24 protein-coding genes are annotated in these 24,783 nt (G+C 71.6%); 8 read left to right on the top strand and 16 right to left on the bottom strand.

Features of this window, described 5'->3' with window-relative positions; genetic code table 11:
- Positions 1-34: 34 nt before the first annotated feature.
- The 10 genes from FHX44_RS26710 to FHX44_RS26665 all read right to left on the bottom strand — a co-directional run bounded on the left by FHX44_RS26710 (position 35) and on the right by FHX44_RS26665 (position 9,890).
- Positions 35-943, bottom strand: a complete 909-nt coding sequence (locus FHX44_RS26710) for an acetylxylan esterase (protein WP_147258322.1) — start codon at positions 941-943, stop codon at positions 35-37.
- Positions 940-2,061 (bottom strand): ABC transporter ATP-binding protein, encoded by a 1,122-nt coding sequence (locus FHX44_RS26705; RefSeq protein WP_147258321.1) that lies wholly within the window; start codon positions 2,059-2,061, stop codon positions 940-942. Before FHX44_RS26705 ends, FHX44_RS26710 begins: the two co-directional genes overlap by 4 nt.
- 3 nt (positions 2,062-2,064) lie before the next feature.
- Positions 2,065-2,919, bottom strand: a complete 855-nt coding sequence (locus FHX44_RS26700; protein ID WP_147258320.1) for a carbohydrate ABC transporter permease — start codon at positions 2,917-2,919, stop codon at positions 2,065-2,067.
- Positions 2,916-3,860 (bottom strand): carbohydrate ABC transporter permease, encoded by a 945-nt coding sequence (locus FHX44_RS26695; protein WP_147258319.1) that lies wholly within the window; start codon positions 3,858-3,860, stop codon positions 2,916-2,918. Before FHX44_RS26695 ends, FHX44_RS26700 begins: the two co-directional genes overlap by 4 nt.
- Positions 3,857-5,185: an ABC transporter substrate-binding protein gene (locus tag FHX44_RS26690; protein ID WP_147258318.1), complete on the bottom strand. Its 1,329-nt coding sequence runs from the start codon at positions 5,183-5,185 to the stop codon at positions 3,857-3,859. The genes FHX44_RS26695 and FHX44_RS26690 overlap by 4 nt, the downstream gene beginning before the upstream one ends.
- A complete protein-coding gene (locus tag FHX44_RS42325; RefSeq protein ID WP_170309054.1) occupies positions 5,182-6,492 on the bottom strand; it encodes a helix-turn-helix domain-containing protein in 1,311 nt (436 codons plus the stop codon). Before FHX44_RS42325 ends, FHX44_RS26690 begins: the two co-directional genes overlap by 4 nt.
- Before the next feature lie 295 nt (positions 6,493-6,787).
- Positions 6,788-7,474 carry an ABC transporter ATP-binding protein gene (locus FHX44_RS26680; protein WP_147261482.1) on the bottom strand — a complete coding sequence of 229 codons (687 nt, stop codon included), beginning with the start codon at positions 7,472-7,474 and terminating at the stop codon, positions 6,788-6,790.
- A gap of 114 nt (positions 7,475-7,588) precedes the next feature.
- Positions 7,589-8,053 carry a cupin domain-containing protein gene (locus FHX44_RS26675; protein ID WP_147258317.1) on the bottom strand — a complete coding sequence of 155 codons (465 nt, stop codon included), beginning with the start codon at positions 8,051-8,053 and terminating at the stop codon, positions 7,589-7,591.
- Positions 8,054-8,063: 10 nt separating this feature from the next.
- Positions 8,064-8,879 carry an ion transporter gene (locus FHX44_RS26670; protein WP_425469155.1) on the bottom strand — a complete coding sequence of 272 codons (816 nt, stop codon included), beginning with the start codon at positions 8,877-8,879 and terminating at the stop codon, positions 8,064-8,066.
- Positions 8,880-9,014: 135 nt separating this feature from the next.
- Positions 9,015-9,890, bottom strand: a complete 876-nt coding sequence (locus FHX44_RS26665; RefSeq protein WP_147258316.1) for an NAD(P)-dependent oxidoreductase — start codon at positions 9,888-9,890, stop codon at positions 9,015-9,017.
- Between the two features lie 586 nt (positions 9,891-10,476).
- Here FHX44_RS26665 and FHX44_RS26660 point away from each other — a divergent pair.
- A complete protein-coding gene (locus FHX44_RS26660; RefSeq protein ID WP_147258315.1) occupies positions 10,477-11,853 on the top strand; it encodes an HNH endonuclease signature motif containing protein in 1,377 nt (458 codons plus the stop codon).
- A 361-nt stretch (positions 11,854-12,214) separates the two neighbouring features.
- Here the strand turns inward: FHX44_RS26660 and FHX44_RS26655 are convergent, their stop codons facing one another.
- Positions 12,215-12,682 carry an Lrp/AsnC family transcriptional regulator gene (locus FHX44_RS26655; RefSeq protein WP_147258314.1) on the bottom strand — a complete coding sequence of 156 codons (468 nt, stop codon included), beginning with the start codon at positions 12,680-12,682 and terminating at the stop codon, positions 12,215-12,217.
- 158 nt (positions 12,683-12,840) lie between these two features.
- On the opposite strand from FHX44_RS26655, the gene pdhA reads away from it, so the two are divergent.
- From pdhA to FHX44_RS26635, 4 genes are all read left to right on the top strand, one after another.
- Positions 12,841-13,884, top strand: a complete 1,044-nt coding sequence (gene pdhA, locus FHX44_RS26650) for a pyruvate dehydrogenase (acetyl-transferring) E1 component subunit alpha (protein WP_147261479.1) — start codon at positions 12,841-12,843, stop codon at positions 13,882-13,884.
- A gap of 14 nt (positions 13,885-13,898) precedes the next feature.
- The gene (locus FHX44_RS26645; protein ID WP_147261480.1) at positions 13,899-14,861 is read left to right on the top strand and encodes an alpha-ketoacid dehydrogenase subunit beta; all 963 of its coding nucleotides are present in this window, start codon (positions 13,899-13,901) and stop codon (positions 14,859-14,861) included.
- Positions 14,858-16,117 (top strand): dihydrolipoamide acetyltransferase family protein, encoded by a 1,260-nt coding sequence (locus FHX44_RS26640; protein WP_147258313.1) that lies wholly within the window; start codon positions 14,858-14,860, stop codon positions 16,115-16,117. The genes FHX44_RS26645 and FHX44_RS26640 overlap by 4 nt, the downstream gene beginning before the upstream one ends.
- A 70-nt stretch (positions 16,118-16,187) precedes the next feature.
- Complete coding sequence (locus FHX44_RS26635; protein WP_147258312.1) at positions 16,188-16,745, top strand: hypothetical protein; 558 nt, start codon at positions 16,188-16,190, stop codon at positions 16,743-16,745.
- On the opposite strand, the gene FHX44_RS26630 is transcribed toward FHX44_RS26635, so the two are convergent.
- Positions 16,732-17,322 carry a GNAT family N-acetyltransferase gene (locus tag FHX44_RS26630; protein ID WP_147258311.1) on the bottom strand — a complete coding sequence of 197 codons (591 nt, stop codon included), beginning with the start codon at positions 17,320-17,322 and terminating at the stop codon, positions 16,732-16,734. The two genes, FHX44_RS26635 and FHX44_RS26630, sit on opposite strands and share 14 nt — an antisense overlap.
- Positions 17,319-17,924 carry a TetR/AcrR family transcriptional regulator gene (locus tag FHX44_RS26625; protein ID WP_246170600.1) on the bottom strand — a complete coding sequence of 202 codons (606 nt, stop codon included), beginning with the start codon at positions 17,922-17,924 and terminating at the stop codon, positions 17,319-17,321. Before FHX44_RS26625 ends, FHX44_RS26630 begins: the two co-directional genes overlap by 4 nt.
- An 88-nt stretch (positions 17,925-18,012) precedes the next feature.
- On the opposite strand from FHX44_RS26625, the gene FHX44_RS26620 reads away from it, so the two are divergent.
- Positions 18,013-18,528, top strand: coding sequence for a gamma carbonic anhydrase family protein (locus FHX44_RS26620; protein WP_147258310.1), 516 nt, complete (start codon positions 18,013-18,015; stop codon positions 18,526-18,528).
- Between the two features lie 9 nt (positions 18,529-18,537).
- Here FHX44_RS26620 and FHX44_RS26615 read toward each other — a convergent pair whose 3' ends face one another.
- Complete coding sequence (locus FHX44_RS26615; protein ID WP_147258309.1) at positions 18,538-19,422, bottom strand: LysR family transcriptional regulator; 885 nt, start codon at positions 19,420-19,422, stop codon at positions 18,538-18,540.
- A 71-nt stretch (positions 19,423-19,493) separates the two neighbouring features.
- On the opposite strand from FHX44_RS26615, the gene FHX44_RS26610 reads away from it, so the two are divergent.
- Together FHX44_RS26610 and FHX44_RS26605 are read left to right on the top strand one after the other, a co-directional pair.
- Positions 19,494-20,639: an MFS transporter gene (locus tag FHX44_RS26610; protein WP_147258308.1), complete on the top strand. Its 1,146-nt coding sequence runs from the start codon at positions 19,494-19,496 to the stop codon at positions 20,637-20,639.
- Positions 20,636-21,652, top strand: a complete 1,017-nt coding sequence (locus tag FHX44_RS26605; RefSeq protein ID WP_147258307.1) for an endonuclease/exonuclease/phosphatase family protein — start codon at positions 20,636-20,638, stop codon at positions 21,650-21,652. The genes FHX44_RS26610 and FHX44_RS26605 overlap by 4 nt, the downstream gene beginning before the upstream one ends.
- Here the strand turns inward: FHX44_RS26605 and FHX44_RS26600 are convergent.
- Together FHX44_RS26600 and FHX44_RS26595 are read right to left on the bottom strand one after the other, a co-directional pair.
- The gene (locus tag FHX44_RS26600) at positions 21,615-22,289 is read right to left on the bottom strand and encodes a response regulator (protein ID WP_147258306.1); all 675 of its coding nucleotides are present in this window, start codon (positions 22,287-22,289) and stop codon (positions 21,615-21,617) included. The two genes, FHX44_RS26605 and FHX44_RS26600, sit on opposite strands and share 38 nt — an antisense overlap.
- Positions 22,286-24,778, bottom strand: coding sequence for a DUF4118 domain-containing protein (locus FHX44_RS26595; RefSeq protein ID WP_147258305.1), 2,493 nt, complete (start codon positions 24,776-24,778; stop codon positions 22,286-22,288). Before FHX44_RS26595 ends, FHX44_RS26600 begins: the two co-directional genes overlap by 4 nt.
- Positions 24,779-24,783: the final 5 nt, after the last annotated feature.

The following is a 24,783-nucleotide window of genomic DNA, read 5'->3' as shown; positions in this document are numbered from 1 at the left end:
CAGGCGCTGCAACATGATTCGCTCGCGAGCTCGCTCACCGGGCCACCCCCAGGTGCCCGGCGAGGAACGCCTCGACCTTCTCCATCGCCCAGTGGTGCCCCGCGTCGTGGCCGCAGCGCTCGTAGGTGAGCAGCTCCTTCTCGCACTTCATCGCCTCGTGCACCGCGAACCCGGTTTCCGGCGGGCAGACGTCGTCCTCGAGGCCGATGTACACCAACATGGGGGCCTGGATGTTCGGGGCGAAGTTGATGCCGTCGTAGTAGCCGACGGACTCCGCGACCAACTGCTCATGGTCGGGATGGTCCCGCAGGTACTCGTTGATCTCCTCGTAGGGGTAGGAGTGCGTGAGCCGTGCGGAGTCCATGAAGCCGCACAGGTACGGAGCGCCGGCCGCCCCGCACGTCACGACGCCGGGCAGCAGCGCGGCGGTGGTGATGGTGAGCGCGCCGCCCTGGCTGGAGCCGTGCACGCCCACCCGGTCGGCGTCCACCTCCGGCCGGGTGAGCACCGCGTCCACGGCCCGCACGGCGTCGACGTAGAACCCGCGGTAGCCGTAGGTGTTGTGATCCACGATGTTGTCCACGAGCAACCCCGGATAGCCGGGGTCGTACCGCTGGTTCGACCGGAGCTTGCCGCGCGGGGCCACCGCGAACGCGGCGTAGCCCTTCTGCGCCCAGCTCCGCGGGATGACCGGCTCGGAGATGTACCCGGGCACCAGCATGAGCGCCGGGTGCGGCCCGGCCTCGCGCGGAACCGCGTACCAGCCGGAGATCCGCACGCCCTCCCAGCTGTCGTAGTGCACGTCGAAGACCGCGACCTCGTCGGTGGAGCGCTCCGCCACGTACTCGAAGGACGGCCGCAGCGGCACCCGCGCGACCTGCTCCAGGGTCGTGTTCCAGAAGTCGTCGAAATCGTCGGGCCGATACACGTTCACCTGGGTCACAGGCTCTCCTGCCGGTTCGGAACACTGGCCGACCGCGCGGCCAGCACCGCGCGCCCGTCGGACGGATCGAAGAGGTGCACCTTGTCCGGGTCGATGACCACCGAGACCGCGGCGTTGACGCGGCCGTCGTACGGGGCGGGCACGCGGGCCTTGACCAGCTCCTCCCCCAGCCGCACCGTGACCAGCACGTCGGCGCCGAGCAGCTCGGCCACGAATATCTGCCCCGCGGCGCCCCCCGAGCCGGCGAGCAGCACGTCCTCCGGCCGGATGCCCAACACCGCGTCCCGGCCGGCGAGCTCGTCGACCGCCGCGCCGGCGTGCTCGGGCAGCTCGATCGTGACCGCCCCGTGCCGGAAGAGCAGCCGCCCGCCGTCGCGCTGCACCTCGCCCGTCAGGAAGTTCATCGGCGGGCTCCCCATGAACGACGCGACGAACAGGTTCGCCGGCCTGGCGTAGATCTCCTCGGGTGACGCGCACTGCTGCACGAGGCCGTCCTTCATCACCGCGATCCGGTCCGACATCGTCATCGCCTCGACCTGGTCGTGGGTGACGTAGATGAAGGTCCGGCTCAGGTCGGCGTGCAGCCGCTTCAGCTCGGCGCGCATGGAGCCGCGCAGCTGCGCGTCGAGGTTGGACAGCGGCTCGTCCAGCAGGTACGCGCCTGCGTCCCGGATCACCGCGCGCCCGAGCGCCACCCGCTGCCGCTGCCCGCCGGAGAGCTCCTTGGGCTTGCGTTCCAGGAGGCTCTCGATGCCCAGCGACGCGGCCACCTCGTCCACGCGGGCGGCGATCTCCGCCTTCGGCACCCGCAGGTTGCGCAGGGCGAACCCGAGGTTCTGCGCCACGGTCTTGTGCGGGTAGAGCGCGTAGCTCTGGAACACCATCGCCACGTCGCGCTTGTTGGCCGGCAGGTGCGCCACCGGCACGTCGTCGAAGAAGACCTGGCCCCCCGACATGCGTTCCAGCCCGCAGATCATCCGCAGCGTCGTGGACTTCCCGCAGCCGGACGGCCCCACGAGCGTCAGGAACTCGCGGTCGGCCACCGTCAACGAGACGTCCTCGACGGCGACGACGCCGCCGAACTCCTTGCGCACGTTCTCCAGCCTGACCTCGGCCATCGTCTATCCCTTCACCGAACCGGCCGCCATGCCCTGCACGATCAACCGCTGGCAGATCAGCACCAGCACCAGCGGCGGCACCACGGCCAGCACGCCCGCCGCCGCCATCAACGTGACCTGCGTGTTCAGGTCGGTGGCGAAGTTGGCCGCGATCACCGGGATGGTCTGCGAGCTGATGCTGCTGGTCATGAACAGCGCGAACATGAACTCGTTCCACGCCGTCATGAAGGAGAAGATCGCCGCAGCCACGAGCCCTGGTGCGGAGATCGGGAGGAACACCGTCCACATCATGCGGAACCAGCCGCAGCGGTCGACGCGCGCGGCGTCCTCCAGTTCCCGCGGCACCGTGCGGAAGTAGTCCTTGAGGATCCAGATCGTGATCGGCAGCGCGAACGTCGTGTAGGACAGGATCAGCGCGCCGTAGGTGTCGAGCAGGTCGAGCGCGCGCATCACCAGGTAGAACGGGATGATGATCGCGATGCCCGGCACCATCCGCGTCAGCAGGTAGACGATCAGCAGCACCTGGCTGCCGCGGAACTGGATCCGCGAGAACGAGTAGGCGGCGAACGTGCCGAGCACGAGGTTCACGACCGCCGTCGAGAACGCCACGACGAGGCTGTTCAGCACCGCGTACGGCGTGTCCCCCACGGCGTTCGACCCGACGAGCGCCTGGTCGGTGCTCGGATTCACGAAACTGAGGTAGTTCGCCGCGGTGGGGTCGTGCGGGAGGAAATGCGGCGGCACCGAGGCGGCGTCCACCTCGTGCATGAAGCTCATGTTGACGATCCAGTAGAACGGCACCACGAGGTAGAGCGCGAACCCGATCGCCAGGGCGTACAGAACGACTTTTCGGGTCATACGTCGATCCGCCCCCTCTGGTACAGCGTCGAGATGTAGCCGATCGAGATCACGAGCGTGACGATCGTGATCACCCAGGAGTAGGCGCTGCCCAGGCCGAAGTCGGTGTAGGTCAGCACGGTGCGGACGTTGAGCACGGCGATCACGTTGGTCGCGTCGCCGGGCCCGCCCCCGGTGAGCACGTAGATCGTGTCGAACGCCCGGAAGGCGTTCATCGTCTCCAGGATGAGCACGATCAACAGCGGGTGCAGCAGCCACGGGAGCGTGACCTGCGTGAACCGCTGCAGGACCCCGGCCCGGTCGACCTTGGCCGCGTCGTACTGCTCGCCCGGGATCGTCGACAGCCCGGCGAGCAGGATGATCACGGTGAACGGCAGCGTGTTCCAGACCTGCGCGAACGCGGTGATGAAGAACGCGCCGGAGGGCGAGGTCAGCCAGGCCTGGTAGGAGTCGATGAGGCCCAGCTGCAGCAGCAGGCCGTTGAGCGCCCCGGTCTTCGCGTCGAAGATCGTGCGCCACATCAGGCCGTTCACCACGCCGGGCATCGCCCACGGCAGCAGCACGAGGCTGCGCAGCACGCCGCGCCCGAGGAACGTCTCGTTCAGCACGAGCGCCAGCGCCGTGCCGAGCACCACCGTCAGGACGAGCACGACCACGACGAACGCGACGGTGACCCGCAGCGAGCTGAGGAACGTCGGATCGCTGATAAGCGAGACGTAGTTCTGGAACCAGACGAACCGTTCCAGCGCCGGCAGCTTCAGGTTGTACCGGTGCAGCGAGAGCCAGAACGAGTAGGCGATCGGGTACGCCACCAGCAGCCCGATGACGATCATCGCGGGCGCGTTCAGCAGGTAGGCGCGCGCGGTGTCGCCGAGCCCCCGCCGCGGACGGGGAGCCGCATCGGCGCGCGGCTTCTCGGTGTCGACGGCGGTGATCGTCACGAGTACTTCTGCTTGAGCGACGTCACGGTCCCGGACAGCGCCTTGACGGCGTCGTCGGGGGAGGTCTGGTCGGACAGCAGCTGCTGGACGGTCTTCTGCTGCTCGTTCTCGTACTCGCTGTACCAGGGCTGCTTGATCGCCGTACGGGGCCGGGCGAGCGAGGCGAGGCCGGAGTAGATCGTCGGGTCGGCGAAGGTGGCCAGCGTGGTCTGCACCTCCTGGTCCTGCTCCAGTGCCCGGAAGGGGAACCCGAGGCCCTTCTTCTGGAACCAGTACTTCGCCGTGTACGGCTGGCCGTCGGTGAAGCCGCCCAGGTAGGTGAGCAGCCGGAACGCCTGGTCCTTGACCTCGGTGTCCTTGCTCAGCGCGTACATGCGGGTGTTGCTGACGGTGCCGACCACGTTGCCGTCGAGGCTGGGGATGTAGGCGATCTTGAGGTTGCCCGCGGTCTTGGACCGGGACGGGTCGTTGTAGTCCCGCAGCGCGTACCGGGCGCCCACCGTGAAGGCGTACCGCTCGTTCTTCATCGCGTCGTCCAGCGGCACGGGCAGCAGCTGGAGCACGGCGGGGTCGATCACCCTGCTGACGGTGGCGGCGCGCTGCAGCCAGGCGAAGACGTCCCGGGCCGTCGGGTCGATGCCGTCCATGACCGGGTTGCCTGCCGCGTCGAACATGTCGCCGCCGCTGGCGAAGACGAGCCCCCAGACCCACGCCCACCAGGTGTCCTGCAGCTGGGCGGTCAGGCCGATCGGGAACTCGAGGATCCCGGCTTCCTTGATCCGCAGCGACTGCTGCTCCAGCTCGTCGAGGGTCGTGGGCGGCGCCGAGATCCCCGCCTTCGCCAGGACGGCCTCGTTGTAGATCAGGCACTGCGAGTCGGTGTAGTACGGCAGGCCGTACCGCTTGCCGTCGACCGTCATCGCCTCCGCGTTCGACGGGTAGATCCCGGCGTAGACCTCGTCGACGCCGGGCAGCCCGTCCAAGGGCTGCAGGTACTCGGCGGCCACCCATCCGGCCAGGGAGTCGTCGTAGACGTAGAGGGCGTCCGGGCCGTCGCCCGCGGTGAACTCCGCGACGGTCTTCTGCACGTACTGCGCGCTCGTGATCGGCGTGTACTCGACCGGGACATCCGGGTTGAGCTGCGTGAAGCGGTCCACGTTCTGCTGGACGAGGGCGGACTCGTAGTCCCAGCCGGAGAACTTCACAGCACCGGAACCGCTGCCGCCACCGCCCCCGCAGGCGGCCAGTACCGAGCTCAGCGCGGGCAGGCTCGCGGTGAGGGCGCCGAGCTGCAGCACCCGACGGCGACTGAAGGAGGGGTTCATCGGTCGTCCTCTCCGATCGCCGCGGCGATCGTCAGCTGGTAGAGACTGGTCGGCCTTCCCCTGCGGTTGGCCTGGGCGCTGCCCTGGGGCACGGCCAGGCCGCTCGCGGTCAACTTGCGGATCAGCCGGCGCCCGCTCGGATCGGTGATGTGGAGCGCGTCGGCGAGATCGCCCGGCGACAGCGGTCGCCCCGCGAGGTTCCGTTCGAGCGCCGCGAGCCGGGAGATCGTGGCGGCGGACAGTCCGGCCCGGCGGGCGAGCCGTTCGAGCTCCGGCCCGTGCTCCCGGTAGGTGAAGCGCAGCGGGGTGGCGCCAGGCCGCAACGGCCCCACCATCAGGCCGTCCTCGTCCATCAGGAAGCCGCAGGGCGCGCCGGTCTGCTCGGCCTGCGCCACGGCCTTCTCGGCGAGCACCACGCACTTGCGGGCCGACGACCCGAACCCGAACCCGGCCGCAACGCGGATCCCGAGGCTCTCCTGGGCCGTGCCGACCACGGGGAGCGCGGACCAGTTGTGGGTGACCTCGTTGAACAGCGCCCGGTGGGCCAGCACCGCGACGCCACGGCTCCCGCGCGTGTCCACCCAGGCGTCGGCGAACTCCGGGGTGTTCAGCAGCATGTTCAACAGCCCGACGCGGGCCCGGTCGAGGTTGGAGTGCTTGTCGAAGTCGACCACCGAGAAGATGCCCGCCGCGAACGAGAGCTCCTTGGCCCGCTGCGACTGGATCCGCAGCACCAGCTCGTGCAGCTCCGATCGGACCGTCGACTCCAGCGGGATGACGTTGAGCATCCGGACCTTCCCGCCGAGCGCCCGGGTGACCTCGCTCCGGACCGTGATGACGAAGCCCTCCGGGTGCTCGGCCAGGAATCGCTCGTGGAAGTCGATGATCTGGTCGTAGGAGATGTCCGCCGCGTACGGAAGGCAGTTGACCTGCTCCGGCTTCATGCCCAGCGCCGTGGTGACGTCGTCGACGATCGACCGGTCGAACGTGTCGATGCTGACCGGCGCGGGTGCCCACCCCTGCTGGAGCGCGCGGCCGAGCGTGAGCGTGAGCTCGAGCTCCGCGTACCGGTTGATCGACAGCGGCAGGTCCGGCGGCAGCAGGTCGCGGCACGCGTCGTAGGGCACGCGGCCGAGGAGCATCCCGTCCAGCTGGACGCGGTTCAGCAGCGCCTCGACCTGGGGCCGGATCTCGCGCTCCTGCTCGTAGACCACCAGCTCCAGCTGGACGCCCGTGAGCACCTCGCTCGCCATCGCCAGCCGGGCCTGGTGCGAAGTGTGCAGGACGAGCCCGAGAACCATTCGCATGCGACCGCCAATACGATCCAGGTTCGTAAATAGTTCGTTTGAGGGTTTCGGGTACGGTGCCACGGCTTGGGAGAGCGGTCAAGGTCGCAGGGAAACCACGGTGTCAATTCGATGTTTCCGTTGCCCGTGACGGGTGGCGTCCCAGGAGCGAGGCAGGAACGGTCAGCCGACCGGCCGGCCCTCGGAGCCGGTGCGAGACCTTGAGCTCCCTCAGTGCAGCCGTGGCACCCAGGGCAAGTCCCTCGACGAGGGGCTGAGCGGCGCGAGCCTCGTCGTGTCGCTGTGAGGCGGATCGTCAGCCGACGAGCGCACCGCTCGCGGGGTTGTCGTTCACGATCCGGCCGTCCTCCAGCCTGATCACCCGCCGCGCGAGGGCGGCCACGCTGCGCTCGTGGGTGATCATCACGATGGTGTGGCCCTCGTGGTTGAGCTCGCAGAACAGATCCATGACCTCGGTGGTCGCGAAGGAGTCGAGGTTGCCGGTCGGCTCGTCGGCGAGGATCATCCGCGGGTCGGTGACGAGGGCGCGCGCGATCGCCACACGCTGCTGCTCGCCGCCCGACAGCTGGTTGGGCAGGTGGTGCCACCGCTCGCCGAGCCCCACCCGTTCCAGTGCGGTACGGGCGCGGCGCCTGCGGTGGTGGGCGCCCGCGTAGATGAGCGGCAGCTCCACATTGGCCTGCGCGTTCGTGCGCGGGACGAGGTTGAAGGACTGGAACACGAATCCGATCCGCGAGTTGCGGATACCGGCGAGCTGGTTCTCGGTGAGCGAACGGATATCGGTCCCGTCGAGGCGATAGACGCCGGACGTGGGCAGATCCATGCAACCGAGGACGTTCATGAGCGTGGTCTTGCCCGACCCGGACGCACCCATGATCGCGACGAACTCGCCCTCCGCGATCGAGAGGTCGACGTGGTCGAGCGCGTGCACCTCGATGGAACCGGAGCGATAGACCTTCGAAACGGACGCTAGCTCGATCATCAAACTTTCTCCTCGTCGAGAAAGTGCGAGACCAGCATCGTCCGTCCGATCTCCCGGCACGTCAACGAGGCGAATTCCGGCGCCGGCCCGGCGCAAACCCTGAACGGCCGGCGGTCAGCCGGGTGGCAGTGGGCCCAGCGCCTCGAGCCCGTACCGCGAGCCGATGTCCCGCAGCGCGTCCGGCGTGAGCTCGCCGGCCTCCGACGCCCCGTGCACGTCCCGGAAGAAGCCCTCCGGGCCGCCGGGAACGAGCAGGGTGAGCTTCCGCCCGGCCTCGACGCAGCGCAGGCCGTGCGCAACCCCCGCGGGCACGAAGACGAACCCGCCCGGGCCGACCTCGAACCAGCGGCCGTCGACGTAGTAGCGGTACCGGCCGTCCAGGACGTACCACGCCTCGGCGACGTCGTGCCGGTGCACGATCGTCGAGAACCCGGCCCGGTCGACGCCCTCCAGGAGGCCGAAGAGCCCACCGGTCTCGGCGGCACCCGCTTTGACGAGCATCTCGCTGCCTTCCGGCGCGCTCGCGGGTACGCCCTCGCGGGCCGCCAGCATGAACGGGCCGGGAACCTCCGCGTGCATCTCGTCCAACCTAGGGCTCCGCCCGCTCCGGCCGGAGCGCGGCGAGCTCCGCGCGCAACTGCTTGATCTCCTCCAGGATCATCCGGTTCGCGATCTGCTCCTCCGCGGCGTGTTCCTCCTCCTGGGCCCGAACCTCCGCCATGACCTGGCCCTCCATCGCGCTCACGACGACCGCGATGAACAGGTTCAGCACCATGAACGAGCTGATCAGGATGTAGACGACGAAGAAGATCCAGGCCATCGGCATCTCGGCCATGACCTCCCTGGCGATCTCGCCCCAGCCCTCGCCCGTCATGGTCTGGAAGAGGGTGAAGAGCGTGGTGCCGAGGTCGCCGAACCACTGCGGCGCCACCGCGCCGAACAGGTTCGTGCCGAGGACGCCTGCCACGTACAGGATGAGCGAGAGCAGGGCGGCGATCGACGCCATGCCCGGGAGCGCGGCCAGCAGCCCGCCGACGACCCGCCGCATGCTCGGGACCATCGAGATCAGGCGGAGCACCCGGAGCACGCGCAGCGCACGCAGCACCGAGAACGGCCCGGACGCCGGCACGAGCGCGATCGCGACGATCAGGAAGTCGAAGACGTTCCAGGGGTCGACCCAGAACCGCCGCCCGTAGGCCACGAGGCGGAGCGCGATGTCGGCGACGAAGACCGCCAGCGCCACCCGGTCGACGGCGTGCAGCAGCCCGCCCGCGGAGTTCATCACCACGGTGGAGGTCTCCAGCCCGAGGGTCACCGCGTTGACGAGGATGACGGCGATCACCGTCGGCTGGAAGGTGCGGTGCTCCACGATCGTGCGCGCCCTTCGCGCGGCCGAGTCGATCACGTCACGGACTGTAGGGGCGGGCACGCGCACGGAACATGTGAGTCTGGTTGCCCCGTTCCGGGACGCGCTCGGACATGAGCGAGTCGACTCCACCGGTCTGTGCTGCGCCTCGCCAAACCGATGGAGTCGACTTGATCACCTCGTCCGGGCGACCACCTCGTACAGGCTGGTCCAGTTCTCGTTGCCGTGACCGGCGGCGACGGCGCGGTCGTAAAGCGACTTCACGGCCTCGGGCAACGCGGTGTCGAGGCCGGCCGCGGTGCTCGCGGCGACGATGTGGTCCGCCGTCGCGCCCATCATCGTGGCCGTGCTGAGGTCGCCCGGGTAGGTGCGGGTGTCGACGTCCCGGGCGGTCTCGTCCGCGTACACGGCGGCGAGCTCGAGGGTCTCCCGCACGTACGGCGCCAGCTCCTTCGCGCTCACGCCTGCCGATCCCACTAGCGCGGCCGCTTGCAGCTCCGCCGCCAGCGCGGTCAGGAACACGGCCAGCAGGGACTGGTAGAACAGCTGGGCCAGCGCCGGGTCGGTGCCCCGGTAGTCGGGCCTGCCCAGCACGCGCAGCGTGGGTTCGTGGGCGTCGAGCGCCTCGCGGGGGCCGCTGTAGAAGACGTAGGCCCCCTCCTCCCCCACCATCGGAGGGGGCACCATCACGCCGCCCGCGAGCAGCTGCGCCCCGCGCTCGGCCAGCCACGCGGCGGCCTCCCTGGTCTTCTCCGGGCTGTCCGAGCTGAGGTTGGCGACGACGCGGCCGGCCAGCGCATCCTCGGACCGGCCGAGGATGTCGTACATCGCCTGGTAGTCGGTGAGGGAGAGGACGACCAGCTCGCTCGCCGCCACCGCCTCGGCAGGCGACGCCGCGCGCACGGCCCCTTCCTCGACGAGCGCGTCCGCGCGGCTCGGGGTGCGGTTCCAGACGGTCGTGGGATGCCCGGCAGCGAGGAACTTGCGCACCATCGCCTGCCCCATGGGTCCGAGACCGATCACGGTCACGGGCTTCTCGTTCGTGGTCATGCGCCCAGCCTCGGCGTCGCCGCGCACGGTTCTCCGACGATCCACGCACGCTGCCGTAGGTGGCTGTTCGCCTACCGCCTCCCGAGCGAGCCGTTCCGGCCGTGTGGTCCCGTTCCTCCCCTCGAAATGCCCGGAACCCTCCGCGCGTTCCGCGGAACGCACCTCGCGTGGGGCGAGCCTGGTCGCCTCGGGCGGCCGTTGTGATCGACCTCAGCTGCGCCTCGGGCGCTGTCACCCCATTCCCGGCGTGCCTCCTGCGTGGGGAGGATGGCTGGGTTGGGATCACTACCGAATAGCGTGGTTGCGTGGGCGGCCGTCCCCGGCTTGAGGGCACGGCGGTTCTCGACGAGACCGTCACCGCCGGGTGCTTACGCAACTATCCTGTGGTCCCGACCCATCCCCGCAGGTTCACGACGAAACAAGTGCCTGCCTTCATCCCGCGCCTTCTCCTGTCCCCGCGTCCCCGCGTTCCGCGGAACGCAGAAATTGTCAGACCCGACTGCCATCCTTCGGGTCGAACATTGACTCAGGGCGCTTCGGGAGGTTTGTCGTGTCGATCATTTCGCTGCCCACCCAACTGTCGGCAATGACAACCGACGACCTCGAATCGGAGCTGTTGGGCTTGGCCGGGCACATCGCCGCTGCCGAATGCCGATTCCTACAACTGCTGGCCGAGTTCGACCAACGCGACGGCTGGGCCGGCGACGGGATCCACTCCTGTGCGCACTGGTTGTCCTGGCGGGCCGGGATGAACCTGCGCACCGCCACCGAACGTCTGCGGGTGGCGCACGCCCTGCGCAACCTGCCGCGCATCCGGGAGGCGTTCGCCGCCGGGCAGCTCTCCTACTCGAAAGTTCGGGCGATCACCCGGATCGCCGGGTCCGACACCGGAACCTTGACCCGGCTCGCGGCCGAGATCGCCGCCGGCACCTCCGGCCTGCGGCACACCACGGTGGCCGACCCGGACACCGCCGAGCAGGTGCTGCGCAACCTGGCGCGGCACGGCACGGCCAGCCACGTGGAGACCGTGGTCCGGGCGGTGCGGCGCCGCCACATCCCACCCGCCGACCACGCCGTGCGGCGGTCGCTGACCTGGCAGTGGGACGAGGACGGATCACTGGTCCTGCGCGCCCGCCTCACCCCCGACGACGGCGCGGCCCTGGTCGCGGCGATCGAAGCCCAGGTGCCGCCGCGCACCCCGATCAACCATCCGGTGCCGCCCGCACCCGACGATCTGGAGGCACGCGCCCGAGAACAGGAACCCGGGCCGGCCGCCGACCGGGTGGCCGCCCGCCGCGCCGATGCCCTGCTCACCCTGGTCAACGGCCACACCCACTCCGACGAGGGCTCCGGGCCGGTGGTCGAGCGCGGGAAGGCGCAGGTGATCGTGCACCTCGACGCCACCACCGGCACCGCCCGCCTCGACGACGGGCCCGAGGTCGCCTACTCGACGGCGGAGCGGCTGGCCTGTGATGCCCGGGTGCAGGTGCTGCTCAACGACCGGACCAGCAACCGCATGTATCTGGGGCGCAACCGGCGCCTGGCCACCCCCGCCCAGATCGCCGCCCTCACCGTGCGGGACGGGGACGGGTGTCAGTTCCCCGGCTGCACCCACACCCGGCACCTGCACGCCCACCACGTCATCCCCTGGTGGTCCGGCGGCCGCACCGACATCGACAACCTGATCCTGATCTGCTCCTTCCACCACCGCCTCATCCACGACCACGGCTACCGCATCCACCGACCGGCCGGTCGATGGGAGTTCCGCCGACCCGATGGCACCCCGATCCCGGCCATCCCAACGCCGTTGACCGGCAACACCGAAAGCCTCATCGAAATGCACACCCGCGCCCGGCTACAGATCGACCACACCACCCTCACCCCGGATTGGTACGGCGACCGCCTCGACCCGGAACCCATCCTGGACGCCCTACTCCCCCGCCGGATCCGCACGGCGGCGTGAGCGTTCCGCGGAACGCACCAAACGGCTCCGACAGCCACCCGGAAAGACAGGAACGGGACCACAAGATAGTCGCGCAGGCACCCAGCAAGAGCGGTCTCGTCGACAACCGGCGTGCCCTCAAGCCGGGGACGGATGCCCGCGCAACCTCTGTCCCCGGGACCGCCTCGAGCGTTCCGCGGAACGCGGCCTACCGCCCCACCGTGGAGGAAATCCCCGGTCGACCGCACGAACATCGGCCGAGTGGGCGCCGTATTGGTGATGAAGCGGCAGCTCGAGCGTATTGCCGGATCGGGCCGCCCGCGGCGTGGCGACCCGACGCGAATGATCCGCCGTCGGCCGGGCGTACGTCGCGTCGGGCGGGTCAGCGGGCGGTGCCGCCCATGTTCTCGACGTCCTCGAACACCAGCGAGGTGCGGGTGGCGATCACCTCGGGGATGGCCTGCAGCTCGTTCAGCACCACCTCGCGCAGGGCGGCGTTGTCGGCCGCCCTGACCAGCAGGATCACATCGAACTCGCCACCGACCAGCGCCATGTGGCGCACCTCGGGGATGGCCTGCAGGCGGGCCTTGAGCTCGCGCCACGAGTTCTGCCGCACGGTGAGCGTGACGTAGGCGGAGGTGCCCAGGCCGATCGCGGCCGGGTCGACGGTGGCGGTGAAGCCGGTGATCGCGCCGGACGAGGTCAGCCGCTCGAGGCGGGTGTAGGCGTTCGCGCGGGAGATGCTCACCTGCTCGGCGAGCGCGCGTACCGAGAGCCTGCCGTCGCGGCGGAGCGCGTCGATGATGCGGCGGTCGATGTCGTCGAGCTGCACGGCCACCTGTCTCGCCATCCCCGTCCAGGAGGGCCGATCTCGGTTGATCGGCTCACGATGGCCGACCATATCGACATTCCGTCTCGACTTCCCCCTCTCAACTGGTGATCTGTAGCCGCTGCGCCGGACACTTTGATCCGAATGTCTGCCGGGGAGGTGCCGAGGTGACCGAGCCGATGCGGCTGATCGACGAGACGGGCGCCGTCGTCGCGGACGACCCGCCGCTGCCGGCTCCGGAGGTGCTCCTCGAGGGGTACCGGGGGCTCGTGTTCGCCCGCAGGCTCAACGACCAGGCGGGTGCGCTCGTGCGGCAGGGCCGGCTCGCGGTGTACCCGTCCTCGCACGGCCAGGAGGCGTGCCAGGTGGCCGCGGCCGCCGTGCTGGCGGAGACCGACTGGCTCTTCCCCACCTACCGCGACGTCGCCGCGATCGCGGCCCGCGGCGTGGATCCGCTCGACGTCCTCGTGATGCTGGGCGGCGACTGGCACTGCGGCTACGACCCGGTGGCCACGCGCGTGGCGCCGCAGGCCACGCCGCTCGCCACGCAGCTGCCGCACGCCGTCGGGGTGGGGCACGCGGCCCGGCTCAAGGGCGAGGACACGGTGGTCATGGCGCTCTGCGGGGACGGCGCGACCAGCGAGGGCGACTTCCACGAGGCACTCAACTTCGCCGCCGTGTTCGCCTCGCCCGTCGTGTTCCTGGTGCAGAACAACAAGTACGCGATCTCCGTGCCGCTCGCGCGGCAGTCGGCGGCGGAGTCGCTCGCCGCGAAGGGAGTCGGCTACGGCGTGCCGGCCGTGCGGGTGGACGGCAACGACCTCGCGGCGCTCATCGTGGTGCTCACCGAGGCCGTCGCCCGGGCCCGCCGCGGGGAGGGCCCCACGCTGGTGGAGGCCGACACCTACCGGATCCAGGCGCACACCAACGCCGACGACCCCAGCCGCTACCGCACCGAGGCCGAGGTCGATGAGTGGCGCCCGCGCGATCCGCTGCTGCGCATGAGAGCGCACCTCGTCGCCACCGGCGTGCTGACCCCGGAACGGGAGGCCGAGCTCGCCGCGGCCGCCGAGGAGATGGCCGCCCACGTCCGCGCGGGGATGGGGCGGGAGAGCGCACCCGACCCGGCGGAGCTGTTCGCCCACGTGTACTCGACGCCGACGCCGCAGCTGCGCGAGCAGGCGGCGCTGCTCGCGGCCGAGCTGAACGAGGTGCAGGCGTGACCGAGAAGCCGACGATGATCCAGGCCCTCAACCGGGCACTGCACGACGCGATGGCCGCCGACGACTCGGTGGTGGTCTTCGGCGAGGACGTCGGCCCGCTCGGCGGCGTCTTCCGGGTCACCGACGGGCTGACCGCCGCCTTCGGCGAGCAGCGCTGTTTCGACACGCCGCTCGCCGAGTCGGGCATCGTCGGCATGGCCGTCGGGATGGCGATGAACGGGATGCGGCCCGTCGTCGAGATGCAGTTCGACGCGTTCGCCTACCCGGCGTTCGAGCAGATCGTCAGCCACGTGGCCAAGCTCGGGAACCGGACGCGCGGGCGCGTGCGGCTGCCGATGGTCATCCGCGTCCCGTACGGCGGCGGGATCGGCGGCGTCGAGCACCACTGCGACAGCTCCGAGGCGTACTACGCGCACACCCCGGGCCTGCTCGTGGTCACCCCGGCCACCAACACCGATGCGTACGGGCTGCTGCGGGCCGCGATCGAGCACCCGGACCCGGTCGTGTTCCTGGAGCCGAAGCGCCAGTACTTCACGCGCGAGGAGCTCGACGCCGGGCCGGTACCGCCGATCGGCAGGTCGGTGGTCCGCAGGGAGGGCCGGGACGCCACGCTGATCGCCTACGGCCCGTCGGTCCCGGTCGCGCTCGCGGCCGCCGAGCACGGGGCCGCCGAGGGGCGCGATCTCGCCGTGGTCGACCTCCGCTCGATCGTCCCGTTCGACGACGAGACCGTCACCGCTGCCGTGCGGCGGACCGGGCGTGCGGTCGTGGTCGCCGAGGCGCCGGGCTTCGCCTCCGTCGCGTCCGAGATCGCGGCGCGGGTGTCCGAACGCTGCTTCCACTACCTGGAAGCGCCCGTCCGCCGGGTCACCGGGTTCGACGTGCCCTATCCCCCACCGAAGCTGGAGCAGCACCACCTGCCCGGGGTGGACCGGATCCTCGACGCCGTCGACGACCTGCAGTGGGAGGAGGCGTGACCGTCTTCACGCTCCCCGACCTCGGGGAAGGGCTTACCGAGGCCGAGCTGGTGAAATGGCTGGTCCGGCCCGGCGACGCGGTCGCCGTCGACGCACCGGTGGCCGAGGTCGAGACCGCCAAGGCGACGGTGGAGGTGCCCTCCCCGTTCGCCGGGATCGTGGCGGAGCTGCACGGCACGGAGGGCTCGACGATCCGGGTGGGGGCACCGCTGATCACCGTGACGCCGCTGGAGCAGGAGCGCGCGGGGTCGGGCAACGTGCTCGTCGGCTACGGCACCAGCGAGCCATCCCGCAGGAGGCGCCATCACCGGCAGGCGCCCGCGGCGCAGGAAATTCAGGAAAGCCACGTTCAGGGCCTGCAAAGCCCTGAATGTGGCTTTCCTGAACCTCCCCGTCCCAAGATCGTCTCGCCGATCGTGCGGCAGCTGGCGCGGCAGGCGGGTCTCGACACGACGACGCTGGTGGGCACCGGGCGCGACGGCCTGATCACCCGCGCCGACGTCGAGCGGGCGATCGCGGCCCGCAAGGCACCGGACGCCGACCCCGTCGACCGCCGGACCGGGCTGCCGGTGCTCACGCGCGTACCGCTCACCGGCGTGCGGGGCGAGATCGCGCGCATCCTGGCCCGCAGCCGCGCGGAGATCCCGGAGGCCACCACCTGGGTCGACGTCGACGCCACCGCCCTGCTCGCGCTGCGGGAGGACATGCGCGACGGGGTGTGGAAGCCCGCGCTCCTCGCGCTGCTGGCCCGGTTCGTCGTGGCGGGTCTGCGCGAGTTCCCGGCCCTGAACTCGCGGGTGGACGTCGAGCGGGAGGAGGTGGTCCACCTCGACGGGGTCAACCTCGGGATCGCGGCGCAGACCGAGCGCGGGCTCGTCGTGCCGGCCGTCCGGGGCGCCGACCGGCTGAGCATCCGCGCGCTGGACGCCGAGATCCGCCGGCTCACCGCGGCCGCGCGCGAGGGCACGGCCACCGCGGCCGAGCTGAGCTCCGGCTCGTTCACGCTGAACAACTACGGCGTGTTCGGCGTCGACGGCAGCGCGGCGATCATCAACCACCCGGAGGCGGCCATCCTCGGCATCGGGCGGATCCACCCGCGGCCGTGGGTCGTCGACGGCGAGGTGGTGCCGCGGCAGATCACGCAGCTGTCGCTGGTCTTCGACCACCGCGTCTGCGACGGCGGGGTCGCGGGCGGCTTCCTTCGGTTCGTCGCCGACGCCGTCGAGGCCCCGCTGCGCGCCATGGCGAACCTCTGAACCCGGACCGGTATCGCCGAGTTTCAGACAGCCTCTGGCGGGGGTCGGCGGGTGGGAAGACGGTGTTCCCATGACGCCTCCCGCAGTCACCGACGCGGCACGCCGCCGCTGGCCGGCGCTGGCCGGAATCGCCTTCGCCGCGCTCGTCTCCATCGGCATGGCGAGCGGCGTCGACCAGGCGCCCGTTCTCGCCGCGGCCGCGACGGTCTACATCGGCTGCGCGGCGCTGCAGAAGCCGCGTGCGGCGTGGCCGCTGTTCTTCGGCTCCGTCGTCGTCATCACCATCGGGAAGGTCCTCGACGTCGACGCGACGCTGATCGTCCTTGGCTGCGGGTTGGCGCTGGGGCTCTACGGCCTGCTGCGCGGCGTCGTCCGTCCCGGCTACGGGCTGCCGCTGCAGACGGTCGCGCTGCTCGGCTTCGGGGCGGTCGCCGCGCTCGCCCTGTTCGTCGACACCGACCTGGGCGCCTACCTCGTGGCGGCCGGCCTGCTCGCGCACTCGGCCTGGGATCTCCACCACTACCGCGCCGACCGCGTGGTGTCCCGCTCCCTCGCCGAGTTCTGCCTCCTGCTCGATGCCTCGCTCGCGGTGCTGATCGTGGTGATGACGGTCGTCAGTCCTGGGTGAGCTTCAACGAGACGTAGTAGCTGATCCCCGACAGCTTCGTGTGCCGCACCCGCACCCGCTTGTACTCGACGAACCCGAGCTTCCGGTAAAGGTTCAGCGCGGGCGTGTTGATGTCCGAGACGGTCTCCAGGACGTACTCCCGGTACTGCGGCAGTGCGAGGAAGTGCGTGATGAGCGCCGTGGCCACGCCCTTGCCCTGGAACCGCGAGGCAGTGCCGACGACCTCGATCGACGCCGCCCCGTCGGCGATGTCGGGCACGCCCCCGGAGAACTCGCGCTTCAGCGCGATGGCGCCGATCGTCCCCTTGACCAGCCCGAGGTGCCGGCGCAGGTGCCTGCCCTGCGGCACGAGGCTCAGCTGCCGCCCGTCCGTGCAGGCCGCGATCCCGGCCGGCTCGCCGTCGAGCAGGGCGACGTGGAACACGTCGAGCACGAGCATGTGCTCGAACGCGTCGGCCAGCCTTCGGGGATCGTCGGAGAAGTAGGCGAAGTCCCGGCCGAAGGCGTCGACGAACACCTCCGTGATCGGCCGCCGGTAGCCCTCACCCAGCTCGCGGGCCGGAACGATCTCGATCATCTGTGCTCCCTCGTCAGGAATCCGGTGAGCGTCGACGGGTGGGGTGCGGCGAACCGGTCGCCGAGGGCCGCCTTCAACGTCGCCAGCCCGCTCACGGCCGCGAACCAGCACGTCGCGAGCTCGGTGGCGTCGCCGGGCCGGAACTCGCCGAGCTGCTGCCCCCGGCGGATCAGCGCGACGGTGGCGTCGACGAGCGCGAGGTGCTGGTCGAGCAGCGCGTCGATCTGCGCCGACCGCCGCCGCGACACGAATGCCTGGTTCATGATCAGCATGAACTCGGCGGACCCCTGCACGCGCGCGATGTCGTCGACGAACTCCCTCGCGAACCCCCCGAGCAGCGCGGCGGGCGACCCCTCGCTCCGGAACAGCTCGGCGACCCCGCGCAGGCCGTCGGTGGCCTGGGCGGCGAGCGCCGCGAACAGCTCGTCCTTCGTGGCGTAGTGGCGGTAGATCAGGCCGGTGCTGATGCCCGCCTCGCGCGCGATGTCGCGCATGTTGGTGGCGGCGAAGCCGTGGCGCGCGAAGAGCGTGATCGCCGCGGCCTGCACCTTCTCCTGGGTGGCGGCCCGCATGGCCTCGTACTGCTCGCTGCTTCTGGGCACGTCACCCCACTTTGAATGAACAGATGTTCATCCTAACCGCTCGAGGTCCCTCATCGCGCCCCGCCCCCTCCTGATGGATCATCACGGGATGCGCCTGATCCCACTCGGAGACCGCGTGCCCGACGTCGACCGGTCGGCCTGGGTCGCGGACACCGCGACCGTCGCCGGCGACGTGACCATCGGGGCCGGCGTCGGAATCTTCTACAGCGCCGTCCTGCGCGCCGACCTGGAGTCGGTGAGCGTCGGAGCCGGCAGCAACATCCAGGACGGCGCCGTGCTGCACGCCGACCCGGGTTTCCCGGCCCGGATCGGCGACGACGTCAGCGTCGGTCACGGGGCGGTGCTGCACGGCTGCACCGTCGAGGACGGCTGCCTGATCGGCATGAACGCCACCGTCCTCAACGGCGCGGTCATCGGGGCCGGATCACTGGTGGCGGCGAACGCGCTGGTCCCGGTGGGCGCGGTGATCCCACCGCGGTCCCTGGTGGCCGGTGTGCCCGGCAAGGTGCGCCGCGAGCTCACCGACGACGAGGTCGAGCACAACCGCGCCAACGCGGCCGTCTACCGGGAGCTCACCGAGACGCACCGCGCCGCCGCCACGTGACCCGCCGGGTCAACCGCCGAGGGTCGCGCGGACCGTTGCCGTGAAGGCGCTGAGCAGGGGGCGGTCGTTGCCCGCAAGGTGGACCATCGCGATCTCGGCGTGCGCCGGGTCGCCCCGCAGCTGTCGGTGGGCGACGCCGGGGAGCGCGAGGTGGCGCATGCCGGCGGGCACGAGGGCGACGCCCAGGCCGGCGGCCACGAGCCCGACGACGGTCGGCATGGCGAGCGCCTCCTGGACGATGCGCGGGGCGAAGCCCGCTGCGTGGCACGCGGCGACGAGGTGGTCGTAGAACTCGGGCGCCGACCAGCGCGGGAACGTCACGAAGTCCTCGCCGTGCAGGTCGGCGAGGCGCACGTCGGGTGCGGCGCAGAGCGGGTGGCCCGCAGGCAGGACGGCGATCACCGGTTCGCGCCACACCACAGCGGCGGTGAGTTCGGCGGTCGGTGCCGGCGGGCGGGTGAAGGCGACGTCGAGCTCGCCGCGGTGGAGGGCCCGCAGCAGGTCCTGGCTGCCCGCCTCGGTCAGCCGGAGTTCGGCGTCGGGCGCGGCGCGCCGGAACGTCGGCAGGACGGCGGGGAGCAGGGCGAGGGCGGCGGTGGCCAGGAACCCGATGCCGAGGCGGCCTGCGCGGCCCGTGCCGGCCGCCCGCGCGGCGCCGGCGGCCTGCTCGGCGTGGTCGATCGCGCGGCGGGCGTGGTCGAGCATGGCCAGCCCGGCGTCGGTGAGCTCGACCTTGCGCCGGTTGCGTCGGAAGAGCGGCACCCCGATCTCGCGCTCCAGCCGCTGGATCTGCTGGCTGAGCGGCGACTGCGCCATGTGGAGGCGGCGGGCGGCGCGGCTGAAGTGCAGCTCGTCGGCGACAGCGAGGAACGACCGCAGGTGCCTGAGCTCCATGAGACGGGGAACGTATCACCGACGCTCCGGTCAGTCTTTTCCGCCGCAAACCGGCCGGGTAGCCGACGACCATGAACAGCATCACCCGCGGCGGGCTCCACGCCGGGGCGTTCCTCGGGCCGTTCGGTGGCGGGCTCACGGTCGCGATGCTGCCCGAGCTCGGCGCCTCGTTCGGGGTGCCGGCAGGGACCGCCGCCCTGGCGGTCACCGCCTACATGCTTCCGTTCGCGGCCGTCATGGTCGTCTCCGGCACGCTCGGCGAGCGCTGGGGCAGGCGGCGCACGGTCGTCACCGCGTACGGGGTGTACGCGCTCGCGGCGCTGGCCTGCGTGCTCGCGCCGACGCTTCCGCTCTTCCTCGCCGCCACCGCCGTGCTGGGCGCCGCGAACGCGTTCACCACGCCGCTGCTGATGGCGGTGCTCGCCGCCACGGTGCCCGGCGACCGACTCGGCCGCGCGCTGGGCTGGTTCGCGGCCATGCAGGCCGCCGGGTCGACGTCGGCGCCGTTGGTCGGCGGGCTCGTCGCCGAGGCCGACTGGCGGCTCGCGTTCGCCGGCGTCGCGGTGGTGACGGTCGCCCTCGCCCTGATCGGGATCCCGGCCGACCCGACGGCAGGCGGCGAGCCGCCCGGGATACGGGCGGCGCTACGGCCCGCCGTGCTGCGCGCCGGGCTGGCCGCCGCCGTCGGCTGGGGCTGCCTGATGGGCCTGGGCTTCCTCGTCGCGCTGAGGCTCGACGAGCACTTCCACGCCGGCGCCGGACCGCGCGGGCTGGTGCTCACCGCGGCAGGTGTGGCCGGGATCCTCACCGCCCGGCTCGTGGGCGGTGCGGTCGACCGGACCGGAACGCGCGGCAGCGTGCTCGCCGGGGCCGGGCTGGGCGCGCTCGCCATCGCGGCCGTCGGGGCGCTCCCCGCGCTCTGGATGGTCGCGCTCGCCTGGGCGGTGGGTGGGGTGGCCACCCAGCTCGTGCTCGTCGCGGTCAACGCGCTCGTGCTCGGCGCGGGGCGGGGCGCTGGTGGGGCGGTGTCGCTTGTGCAGGCCCTCCGGTTCGGCGGCGGCGCGCTGAGCCCCGTGGCGTTCACGCCGATCTACCACGCCGACCCGATGATCGGCTTCCTGCTCCCGGCCGTGCTTCTGGCCACGGTCGTCCCGATCGTGCTCCCCCGCCGTCCCTCAGCCGTCACTCAGGTGGGCCGGGGAAGATCGCGGGTGTGACGAACGCACGGCCGCATCACCGGCTGGGATCCCGTTGGTGGGCGTTGCCGTTCATCGTCGGCGTGGCCCTCCTGACGCTGCCCGACCTCGTCGGGCTCGACGTGGTCACGCCGCTCGCACAGCTCGTCGCGCTCCGCCCGTACCTGCTCGTCGGGCTCGCGATCCTCGTGCCGTTCCTGCTGGTCATCGCGCGCTGGGTGCGCGGTGCCGTGATCGCCGCTTGCGGGGTCGCGGTCGTGCTGCTGGTCGCGGGCGGCCTGGTGGCCCCACGCACGGTCGCGACGCCGGTCCCGGCGGGCGGGCACACGCTGACCGTGGCCGCCTTCAACACCTACAGCGGCGGCGCGGACGTGGCCGAGGTCGCCGCCCTGATCCGCGACGAGCGCCCGGACCTGGTGTCCCTCGTGGAGGCCGGCGCGGCGTTCCGCTCCGAGCTGGCCCCGCTGGTCGAGCCGCTGGGCTATCACCTGATCACCGCGGTCGGGGAGCCCGAGGGGGATCTCGGCGGCGTCACCGCGGTCGTCGCCGACCACCTCGGCGACGTGCGCAGCAGCACCTGGGTCGCGACCCCGTTCCCGCGCGTCGAGCTGGAGGGCGGCGGGCTCGGCGACGTCAGGTTCGTCGCGTTCCACACCCTCGCCCCGCGCCGCGGCGACGTGCCGCAGTGGCGGTCCGACGTGAGCCTGGTGTCCCAGTGGTGCGCCGATCCCCGGCCTGCGATCATCGCCGGGGACTTCAACGCCACGCTGGACCACTCGGTGTTCCGCTCCGCGATGGCCGGGTGCGGGGACGCGGCGGCCCAGCGGGGCCAGGGCCTCGTCCCGACGTGGCCGACATGGCTGCCGGCTTGGCTGGGTCCGCAGATCGACCACGTGCTCGCCACCGACCCGATCGTCGCCGAGACCTTCGAGGTGCGGGAGATCGCCGGGAGCGATCACCGGGCGGTGCTCACGCGGCTCCGGATCCCGGACGACGTCATGCGCGGAACCGGTAGCCCATCCCCGCCTCAGTGATGAGGTGTTCCGGGTGGGCCGGATCCCGTTCCAGCTTGCGCCGCAGCTGCGCCATGTACACGCGCAGGTAGCTGGTCTCCTTCCGCTCCACCGGCCCCCAGACCTCCCGCAGCAGCTGCTTGCGGCCGACGAGCCTGCCCCGGTTGCGGACCAGCAGGTCGAGGAGGCTCCACTCGGTCGGCGTGAGGTGCACCTCCTCCCCGGACCGGCGGACGAGCTTCGCGGCGAGGTCGATGGTGAGCTCGCCAGCGTCGATCGGACCGTTCTCGGGAACGGTGGCCGCGCGGCGGACGGCGGCGCGCAGCCGCGCCATGAGCTCGTCGACGCCGAACGGCTTGGTCACGTAGTCGTCCGCGCCGCGGTCGAGCGCGCGGACCTTGTCGCCGGAGTCGGCGCGCGCGGACAGCACGATGATCGGCACGGTCGTGGACGCGCGCAGCGCGGTTATCACCTCGGTGCCGTCGAGGTCGGGGAGCCCGAGGTCGAGCACGACCACGTCGATCTCGTGCTCCTCGGCCGCGCGCACCGCGCCCTTACCGGTGACGGCGGTGTGCACCTCGTAGCCCCGCGCGGAGAGGTGGATCCGCAGGGCGCGCAGCAGCTGGGTGTCGTCGTCGACGACCAGCACGGCCGTCACGACGCCACCGCCGCCGGCAGGCTGACCACGACGGTGAGCCCGCCGCCGGGCGTGTCCTCCGCGGTGAGCGTGCCGCCCATCGCCTCGGTGAAGCCCCGCGCGACGCTCAGGCCGAGCCCCAGACCGTTGTGGTCGCGGTCGCCGAGGCGCTGGAACGGGGCGAAGAGCTTCTCGGAGTCCGCGACGGACACTCCCGGCCCGGAGTCGACGACGCGCAGCTCGACGTGGTCGGCGTGGGCGCTGGCCCGCAGGACGACCGGAGCGCCCTTCCCGTGGCGCAGCGCGTTGTCGACGACGTTCGCGACGACGCGTTCGAGCAGCCCGGGATCGGCGAGGACCTCGGGGAGGTGCTCGTCGATCTCCAGCTCGACCCGGCCCGCGCCGTCCAGGCCGCGCAAGGCGAGCACGGCGACCTCGTCGTAGCCGACGGGCCGCAGGTCGGGGGTCACGCCGCCGGTGGCGATGCGGGAGGAGTCGAGCAGGTTGTTGACCAGGCCGGTGAGCCGGTCCGCCGACTCCTCGATGGTTGCGGCCAGCTCCCTGCGGTCCGCTCCCGAGAGGTGGATGTCGCCGGCGCGCAGGCTCCCCGCCGCCGCCTTGATCGAGGTCAGCGGCGTGCGCAGGTCGTGCCCGACCGCCGAGAGCAACGCGCTGCGCAGCTCGACCGCGTCGGCCCGCCTGCGCGCCTCTGCGGCCTGGTCGGCGATCTGCCGGTTGCGCAGGGCGATGAGCGCCTGGCCCGCGACGGCCTCGAGCAACCGCCGGTCCGCGGCGGGCAGCGTGCGCCCGCGCGCGACGAGGTGCACGTCCGGCTCGACCGCGACGTCGACGTCGGCCTGCTCGGGCTTCCCGCAGTCGGGCGGCCCGGAGCATGCGGAGATCACCCACTGGTCGTCGAGGCGTTCCAGTATCGCCACGGTGGTCATCCCGAACGCCTCGCGCACGCGCTCGAGCAGCCGCGGGAGCGGCTCGGGCCGCGTGAGCACGGTCCGCGAGAACGACGCCAGCAGCGCCGCTTCCGCCCCGGCGACCGCGGCCTGCTGCGCCCGCCGGGCGGCGCGGTCGACGACGAGGGCGACGAGCACCGCGGTGAGCACCATCGCCACGAGCATGATCACGTTCTCGCGCTCGCCGATCGTCAACGTGTAGAGCGGCGGCGTCAGGAAGAAGTTGAGCAGGGTCGCGCCGGCGAGAGCCGCGAGGAGGGCGGGGCCGAGCCCGCCGACCAGCGCGACGACGACCGTGGCGAGGAAGAACAGCACGACGTCGGTGGAGAGGTCGAAGAGGTCGCGGCCGAGCACCCCGAGCACCGTGGCGAGCACCGGCAGGACGATGCCCAGCGCCCAGCCGACGGCCCGGCGCGTGACCGGCACCGCGCTGAGCCGGCGCGGCAACCGCAACCCGCGCCCCGCCTCGGCATGGGTGACCATGTGCACGTCGATGGGCCCGGAGTCCTGCACCACCCGGGAACCGATGCCCTCGTCCACGGCACGGGCGAAGCGGGATCGCCGCGAGGTGCCGATCACGAGCTGGGTGGCGTCCACGCCGCGGGCGAAGTCGAGCAGGGCGTCCGGGACGTCGTCGCCGACGACCGTGTGGAACGAGGCACCGACGTCCTCGGCGAGCCGCCGCAGCTTGGCCAGCGCCGCGGCCGTGGCCCCGGCGAGCCCGTCACCCCGCAGCACGTGCAGCGCGAACAGCTCCGCGGAGCCGGACCGTTTCGCGATGCGCGCCGCCCGGCGCAGCACCGTCTCGCTCTCCCGGCCTCCGGTCAGTGCCACGACGACGCGCTCGCGGGTCTCCCAGATGTCGCTGGTCTGCTGGTCGGCGCGATGGCGCTGCAACGCCACCTCGACCTGGTCGGCCACCCACAGCAGCGCCAGCTCCCGCAGCGCGGTGAGGTTGCGCGGCTGGAAGTAGTTCGCCATGGCCGCGTCGACCTTCTCCGGCGCGTACACGTTGCCGTGGGCGAGGCGCCGCCGCAGCGCTTCCGGCGTGATGTCGACGAGCTCGACCTGCCCGGCCTTGCGCACCACCTCGTCGGGCACCGTCTCCTGCTGCCGGCTGCCGGTGATCTTCTCGATGACGTCGTTCAGCGACTCGAGGTGCTGCACGTTGAGCGTGGTCAGCACGGTGATCCCGGCGTCGAGCAGCTCCTCGACGTCCTGCCAGCGCTTGGTGTTGCGCGAGCCGGGGGCGTTCGTGTGGGCGAGCTCGTCGATCAGCACGACCTGCGGCTTGCGGGCGAGGACGGCGTCGACGTCGAGCTCGGTGAGGGTCACCCCCCGGTGGGCGAGCTCGCGCCGGGGGACGACCTCGAGCCCGTCGAGCAGGGCGGTGGTCTTGCTGCGGCCGTGGGTCTCGACGAGACCCACGACCACGTCGGTGCCGCGGTCCCTGCGCCGCCGGGCCTCGCCGAGCATGGCGTAGGTCTTGCCCACGCCGGGCGCCGCGCCGAGGTAGATCCTCAGCTCGCCACGCTTGCCCATGCCGC

It is taken from the genome of Pseudonocardia hierapolitana (assembly GCF_007994075.1).
Taxonomy (GTDB): Bacteria; Actinomycetota; Actinomycetes; order Mycobacteriales; family Pseudonocardiaceae; genus Pseudonocardia; species Pseudonocardia hierapolitana.
The sequence above is the reverse complement of the archived record's forward strand: the minus strand, read 5'-3'. Positions and strand labels throughout refer to the sequence as shown.